The following is a 6,060-nucleotide window of genomic DNA, read 5'->3' on the forward strand; positions in this document are numbered from 1 at the left end:
GGCGGGCAGGCGCATCTCATCTCCACGACTGTGAGCATTGCGACAAGGACCCACAAGGACCGACAAGGCGGTGACATGACCTCCGCGGCACCCCCCCACCTCACAGGAAGGCTGGACACCCTGGTCATCGACGGCCGCGTGGACGAGGACCGAGCCCGGCTCACCGCCCGGGGCGAGCTCGTCCACGGCTGCGCGGACACCCTGGCCGAGACGCTGGCCGGGCTACCCGCCACCACCCACCGGGTGGACCTGGACATGGGCGGGGTGCACTTCATGGACACGGCCGGCATCCAGTTCCTGGACGTCCTCGGCGACTTCGGCCGCCGCCGCTCGGCGCAGGTGACGGCCACCAACTGGAACGGCCAGCCGCGCCGCATCCTGGAGCTGGCCGGGCTGGACACCACCGACCCGCTGCGCACCACGCCCCACCCCTCGGGCGCGCCGGCCGTGCGGACCGTCTCGGCGGTGGCCCTGGAACGCGCGGAGCGGCTGCACGTGCTGCAGGAGGAGGTCGAGCAGCTCCGCCACGCCATCGCCTCCCGCCCGGTCATCGACCAGGCGCGCGGCATCCTCATGGCGACCCACGGCTGTACGTCCGAGGAGGCCTGGCACATCCTCCGGGAGACCTCCCAGCTCTCCAACACCAAGCTGCGCACCGTGGCGGCGGCGCTCACCGCCGGCACCAAGCCCGGCGGCCCGCCGCTGCCGGGTGAGCTGCGCGCCGCCCTGCGCCGCGCGCTCCGCCGGCTACGCCCCTGAGGCCCGACGTGCGCCGACCGCCACGGCCCGTCCCCGTTTGTGCCGGACCCGTGGCGGGTACCCGGCGGCGGCCCGCTCCGGCCGTCAGCCGAGGAGACCCCCCATGGGCTTCAACCCTCTAGAGCACCAAGGCATCCCTCTCGACCGTCAGCTGCGCAGCTGGCGGGAGCTGGACGTCGAGCCGATCGACCCCGACCACGCCGACCCGTACACCCGCTGCCGGATCATCACGATGAACGGCATCGAGGTCGAGGCGATCCTCTTCAGCCACCAGTTCGCCCGCCGCTGCCCCGACCCCGATGTCAAACGGCAGCTCGCGGAGGTCCGGTACGTCGAGCACCAGCAGCAGAAGGCCGTCAACTGGCTGCTGCCGGGTCTGGCCTCGGTTCTGGAGACGACCATCGCCTACGAGCAGGTCGCGGTGGACCTCACCGGCTGGGTGGCCCGGCACGAGCCGGACCCGTACCTGAGGCAGGCGTACGAGTTCGGGGTCCTGGAGGACTTCGACCACCTGTACCGGTACGCCAACCTGTATGAGATGATCGAGCACCGCAAGGCGGAGTCGATCGTCGACGGCCTCACCGAGGTCATGCCGGGCCGGCCGACCAAGTTCCACCACCGGCACCCGCACGACAACGTGCGCGAGCCGTACGACCGGAGCACCACCAGCCCGCTGTCCAAGCTGCACGCGCTGACCATCATGTCGGCGGAGCAGCAGACCATGAACTTCTACATGAACGTCGGCCCCCAGTACATGGAGCCGATCGCCCGGCAGCTCTACCAGGAGATCGGGCTCATCGAGGAGGAGCACGTCACGCACTACGAGTCGCTGGTCGACCCGGGCGAGACGTGGTGGGAGCAGCTCGTCCACCACGAGTACAACGAGTGCTACCTCTACCACTCCTTCATGGAGCAGGAGCCCGATGCGAAGGTGCGCGCCATCTGGGAGCTGCACCTGAACATGGAGCTCGAACACCTGCGCATCGCCTGCGATCTGATGCGCCGTCACGACGGCCGCGAGCCGCAGGAGATCCTCGCTCCGGAGCTGCCGAACGTCCTGACCTTCGAGGAGAACAAGCAGTTCGTCCGCGGCCTGCTGGACACCCAGATGGATCTGACGACCCTCGGCACGGGCTACGTACGCGACGCCCACGAGCGGTTCGAGCGGATGCAGGAGCAGATCCACGGCGGTGAGGAACCGCCCAGCGAACGGGTGATGGCCCAGCACCGGGAGATGTTCGGCCGCGAGTACCGCGTGGAGACCGAGGGTCCGCACCCCGACGTGGCGTCCAGGGAGAAGTGACATGGCCGCGATCCCCGCGTCGGACGCCGACGTCGTAGCCCTGCTCATGCGCCAGCACGGCGACATCCGCAACCTCTTCGACGAGGTCGAGAGGACTTCCGGGGACGAGCGGCGTGCCGCCTTCCGGCGTCTGGTGCAGCTGCTGGCCGTGCACGAGACGGCCGAGGAGGAGGTGATCCGCCCCTTCACCCGCGCCGCGGTGGCGGACGGCGAGAAGGTGGTGGAGGCCCGTCTGGCGGAGGAGCGGGAGGCGAAGGAGGCCCTGTCCCGCCTGGACGGCATGGACCCCGACGACCCGAAGTTCCTGCCCGGGCTGCTGGCACTGCGGCTGGACGTGATGGCCCACGCCCGCGCCGAGGAGCGCTACGAGTTCCTCCACATCCGCCGTACCGCCGACCCGGGCCGGCTCGCGGCCATGGCGTCGGCGCTGAAGGCCGCCGAGGCCGTGGCCCCGACCCATCCGCACCCGGGCACCGAGTCCGCGGCGAAGAACCTGGCGCTCGGCCCGCTGGCGGCGGTCGTGGACCGCACCCGGGACGCCGTCCGCAAGGCGCTGGGCAAGGACGGATGACCGGACGTCCCGCGCCCCCGGACCCTGCGCCGGGACGGGTCCGGGGCAGGTCGCTGGCCGGCGGGGCGCTGACGGGGGTCGGGATCGCCGCGTTCGTGGACGAGACCGTCTTCCACCAGCTCCTGCACTGGCACCACTTCTACGACAGGTCCACGCCGGACGTGGGACTGGTCTCCGACGGCCTGTTCCACGCCGGCGGCTGGCTGGCGATCGTGGCGGGCCTGTTCCTCTACGCCGACCTGCGGCGCGGGAACGGGCCGCTGCGCCCGGCCTGGTGGTCGGGCGTCTGCCTCGGCATCGGCGGTTTCCAGCTGTACGACGGCACGGTCCAGCACAAGCTGCTGCGCCTGCACCAGATCCGCTACCACGTCGATCCGGCGCCGTACGACTGGGCGTGGAACGTGATCGCCGTGCTGTTCGTGGTGGCGGGCCTGTGGCTGTGGCGCCGGGCCGGGCGGACCGCGCCGACGGGCCGATGACGGCACCGCCCGCCCTCCTCGTCCCGGTCCTGCTGGGCGGCCTGCTCTACACGGCGGCCGCCGCGCGGCTGCGGCGGCGCGGCGACCGCTGGCCGTGGGGGCGACAGGCGGCGTTCTGGGCGGGTGGCGGGCTGCTGGTTGCCGCGTACGCCGTGCCGTGGGGGGCGTGGCTGCCCCCGTTCACCGCGCACACGGCCGCCCATCTGACGGCCGGCATGGCGGCCCCGCTGCCGGTGGTCCTCGCCCGGCCGGTCACCCTGGCCCTGCGCGCCCTGCCAGTGCCGGGCCGCCGCGCCCTGCTGGCGCTGGCCCGGTCCCGGCCCGCCGCCGCCCTGGTCCTCCCGCCCATCGCCGCGACCCTCGACATCGGCGGTCTGTGGCTGCTGTACCGCGCTCCCCTGCCGCCCGCCGTGCACCACAGCCCGCTGCTGTACGCGCACCTCTTTGCCTCCGGGACGCTGTTCACCTTCTCCCTGCTGGCCCTCGACCCGGTGCGCCGGCGCCCGGGCCTGGCGCTGCGGGCGGGCACCCTGCTGGCCGCGGCCGCGGCGCACGCGGTGCTGGCGAAGAGCCTGTGGGCGACGGGCCCGCCCGGCCTGCGGTACGCACCGGGCGACCTGCACCTCGCCTCCCAGCTCATGTACTACGGCGGGGACGCCGCCGAGATCGCCCTGGCCCTGGTGGTGGCCGCCCAGTGGTACCGGGCGCGTGGGCGCCGCCTCGCCCGGCGGGCGACGCCCCGGCCCGCCCGCGGTGCCCCGGCGCACGAGGGGGTACCCGGGTGCGGACCGACCGGTCCCCGACAGCAGGAGGCAGCACGATGAGCGACCAGACCCCGTCGCAGGCCGAGGGCGACCGCGAGGAAGACCCGCAGAACACGGCCGACCACCCCGCCCCGCCGTACCCGACACCCTCCCAGGCGGAGGGCGACCGCGACGACACGGCCGAGGACGCCGATCAGCAGGGCGGTTAGCCGCCCGGCCCGTCCTTGTCTGCCGGCGTCTGCCGGCGTCTGCCGGCCCTGTCGTCCCGCTCCCCCGCCCCTCCCCGCCCGTCCCCCCGCCGTCCGTCGCCCCCCGGCCCCTACGATGACCGCGGGCGACGGGAGGACACATGGCCGTGGACTTGCTGGACAGGGAGGCCTACCGCAGGCAGCGGTGGGCGGCGCGGACGGCGCTGGCCGCCGCCGCGCTCGCGGTGCTCGTTCCCCTGGCGTACGGCGGCATCGGCGGGGTGCTGCTGCTGGTGGCCGGGGCGGCCGGGCTGGGGCTGAGCGCGGCGGCGGTGTGGTGGACGCTGACCCTGCGCGGCCCGCAACGGTGGGCGGCGGCCGCGCTCGCGGTGGCCGTACCGGCCGCGGTCGTCGCCCTGTTCGCCGCCACGCTGTTCTGGGCGCTGCTGCTGTCGGTCGCGCTGTGGTCGGTGGCGGTGTGGAGCGGCCGGTACGCCCTGCGCGGCACGGGCGGCCACCGCGTCCTGGTCCGTGAACGCCGCACGCCGCCCCCACGGCGGCCCTTCCTGATCATGAACCCCCGCTCGGGCGGCGGAAAGGTGACCCGGTTCGCCCTGAAGGAGCGCGCCGAGCAGCTCGGTGCCCAGGTCGTCCTGCTCGACCCCGACCACCCGCAGGACGTCGCCGCCCTGGCCCGCGCGGCGGTCGCGGACGGCGCGGACCTGCTGGGCGTGGCCGGGGGAGACGGCACCCAGGCGCTGGTCGCGGCCGTCGCCGCCGAGCACGGCATCCCGTTCCTGGTGATCAGCGCCGGCACCCGCAACCACTTCGCGATGGACCTCGGCCTGGACCGCGACGACCCCGCCGCCTGCCTCGACGCCCTCACCGACGGCGTGGAACTCCGGGTCGACCTGGGCTTCGCGGGCGGCTACCCGTTCGTCAACAACGCCTCGTTCGGGGCGTACGCGGCCATCGTGCAGAGCCCGTCGTACCGCGGTGACAAGATCGGCACCAGCCTGGAGCTGCTGCCCGACCTGCTCACCCGCCAGCAGGGCCCGCGGCTCACCGCGCGCGCCGGGGACGCGGTCCTCACCGACCCGCAGGCCGTGCTGGTCAGCAACAACCCCTACCGCACCGGCGACCCCTTCGGTTTCGGCCGCCGCGAGCGCCTGGACTCCGGCGCGCTCGGCGTCCTCGGGGTCCGGGTCGACAACGCGGCCGAGGCCGCGGCCCTCCTGCTGGACCCGGCGCCGGGCGGCCTGAGCATCCTGACCGCCCGTGAGGTCGTCATCGAAGCCGACCGCCCGCAGATCGAGGCCGGCATCGACGGCGAGGCCCTGGTCCTGCCGACCCCCGTCCACTGCCGGATCTCCCCGGGCGCCCTGCGCGTCCGGGTCCCCCGCACCCGCCCGGGCGTCACCCCGCCCCCACCGCGCCTGGACTGGCGCCGGCTGCGCAAACTGGCGGCGACGGTGGGCCGTACGGCCGCGCCCCGGCGCCGGGCGGACCGCCCCTGGTGATCACTCGTCCTGCTCGTCGTCCTCCTCCGGTCCGTCCTGCCCGTCCCGCGCGGGCTGCTCCTGGCCCGCTTCGGCCGCCGGCAGGGAACCGGAGGGCGTGGGGGCGGGCCCGGCGGACTCGGGGGCGGTGTCCGCGGGCGGGGGAACGGAGCCGGCGGACGGGGTGCCTGCGTCGTCGGGGGCGGGCGCGGGGGCCGCTGCGCCGGCGGTGGCCGCGGCGGTGCCCGGCTGTCCGGTCGCCGGGACCTGGCGCGGCGAGGCCGGACCGGAGCTCGTGGCGGCCCCCGGACCGGTCGGGGAGGTCTGCGGGGCCTCACGGTCGGGGTCGTCGGGGCTGAACCACGCCGCGCCGGCCAGCGCGGCGGCCAGGAACAGGACGACGGCGGCGATGACCCCGACCGGCACGGAACGCCGCCGGCCCCGGCCCCGCCCGGCCGGCCGCGCGCCCGGACCGGTACCGGAGGACAGGCCGGTCA

At 74.8% G+C, this 6,060-nt stretch carries 7 protein-coding genes and 1 pseudogene; 7 read left to right on the forward strand and 1 reads right to left on the reverse strand.

What is annotated here, in order from left to right; translation table 11 throughout:
* Positions 1 to 75 precede the first annotated feature (75 nt).
* The 7 genes from AB0K80_RS01100 (at position 76) to AB0K80_RS01130 (ending at position 5,584) form a co-directional block, all read left to right on the forward strand.
* The gene (locus AB0K80_RS01100; protein WP_365664529.1) at positions 76 to 759 is read left to right on the forward strand and encodes an ANTAR domain-containing protein; all 684 of its coding nucleotides are present in this window, start codon (positions 76 to 78) and stop codon (positions 757 to 759) included.
* A gap of 103 nt (positions 760 to 862) precedes the next feature.
* A complete protein-coding gene (locus AB0K80_RS01105; protein WP_365664531.1) occupies positions 863 to 2,062 on the forward strand; it encodes a hypothetical protein in 1,200 nt (399 codons plus the stop codon).
* Position 2,063: 1 nt separating this feature from the next.
* Positions 2,064 to 2,633, forward strand: coding sequence for a hemerythrin domain-containing protein (locus tag AB0K80_RS01110; RefSeq protein WP_365664532.1), 570 nt, complete (start codon positions 2,064 to 2,066; stop codon positions 2,631 to 2,633).
* The gene (locus AB0K80_RS01115; protein WP_365664534.1) at positions 2,630 to 3,112 is read left to right on the forward strand and encodes a DUF2243 domain-containing protein; all 483 of its coding nucleotides are present in this window, start codon (positions 2,630 to 2,632) and stop codon (positions 3,110 to 3,112) included. Before AB0K80_RS01110 ends, AB0K80_RS01115 begins: the two co-directional genes overlap by 4 nt.
* Complete coding sequence (locus tag AB0K80_RS01120; protein WP_365664535.1) at positions 3,067 to 3,936, forward strand: cytochrome c oxidase assembly protein; 870 nt, start codon at positions 3,067 to 3,069, stop codon at positions 3,934 to 3,936. Before AB0K80_RS01115 ends, AB0K80_RS01120 begins: the two co-directional genes overlap by 46 nt.
* Positions 3,933 to 4,085: a hypothetical protein gene (locus AB0K80_RS01125; protein ID WP_365664537.1), complete on the forward strand. Its 153-nt coding sequence runs from the start codon at positions 3,933 to 3,935 to the stop codon at positions 4,083 to 4,085. Before AB0K80_RS01120 ends, AB0K80_RS01125 begins: the two co-directional genes overlap by 4 nt.
* Before the next feature lie 140 nt (positions 4,086 to 4,225).
* Positions 4,226 to 5,584: a diacylglycerol kinase family protein gene (locus tag AB0K80_RS01130; RefSeq protein WP_365664539.1), complete on the forward strand. Its 1,359-nt coding sequence runs from the start codon at positions 4,226 to 4,228 to the stop codon at positions 5,582 to 5,584.
* Here the strand turns inward: AB0K80_RS01130 and AB0K80_RS01135 are convergent.
* Positions 5,585 to 6,060: pseudogene (locus AB0K80_RS01135) on the reverse strand (hypothetical protein); the annotation flags it as partial.

Origin of the sequence: Streptomyces sp. NPDC052682 (genome assembly GCF_040678435.1) — a bacterium.
Lineage (GTDB): Bacteria > Actinomycetota > Actinomycetes > Streptomycetales > Streptomycetaceae > Streptomyces.

Excerpts from the sequence above, each read along its gene's own strand:
- AB0K80_RS01130 (WP_365664539.1), top strand. The coding sequence starts at position 4,226 with ATGGCCGTGGACTTGCTGGACAGGGAGGCCTACCGCAGGCAGCGGTGG.
- AB0K80_RS01100 (WP_365664529.1), top strand. The coding sequence starts at position 76 with ATGACCTCCGCGGCACCCCCCCACCTCACAGGAAGGCTGGACACCCTG.
- AB0K80_RS01115 (WP_365664534.1), top strand. The coding sequence starts at position 2,630 with ATGACCGGACGTCCCGCGCCCCCGGACCCTGCGCCGGGACGGGTCCGG.
- AB0K80_RS01110 (WP_365664532.1), top strand. The coding sequence starts at position 2,064 with ATGGCCGCGATCCCCGCGTCGGACGCCGACGTCGTAGCCCTGCTCATG.
- AB0K80_RS01105 (WP_365664531.1), top strand. The coding sequence starts at position 863 with ATGGGCTTCAACCCTCTAGAGCACCAAGGCATCCCTCTCGACCGTCAG.
- AB0K80_RS01125 (WP_365664537.1), top strand. The coding sequence starts at position 3,933 with ATGAGCGACCAGACCCCGTCGCAGGCCGAGGGCGACCGCGAGGAAGAC.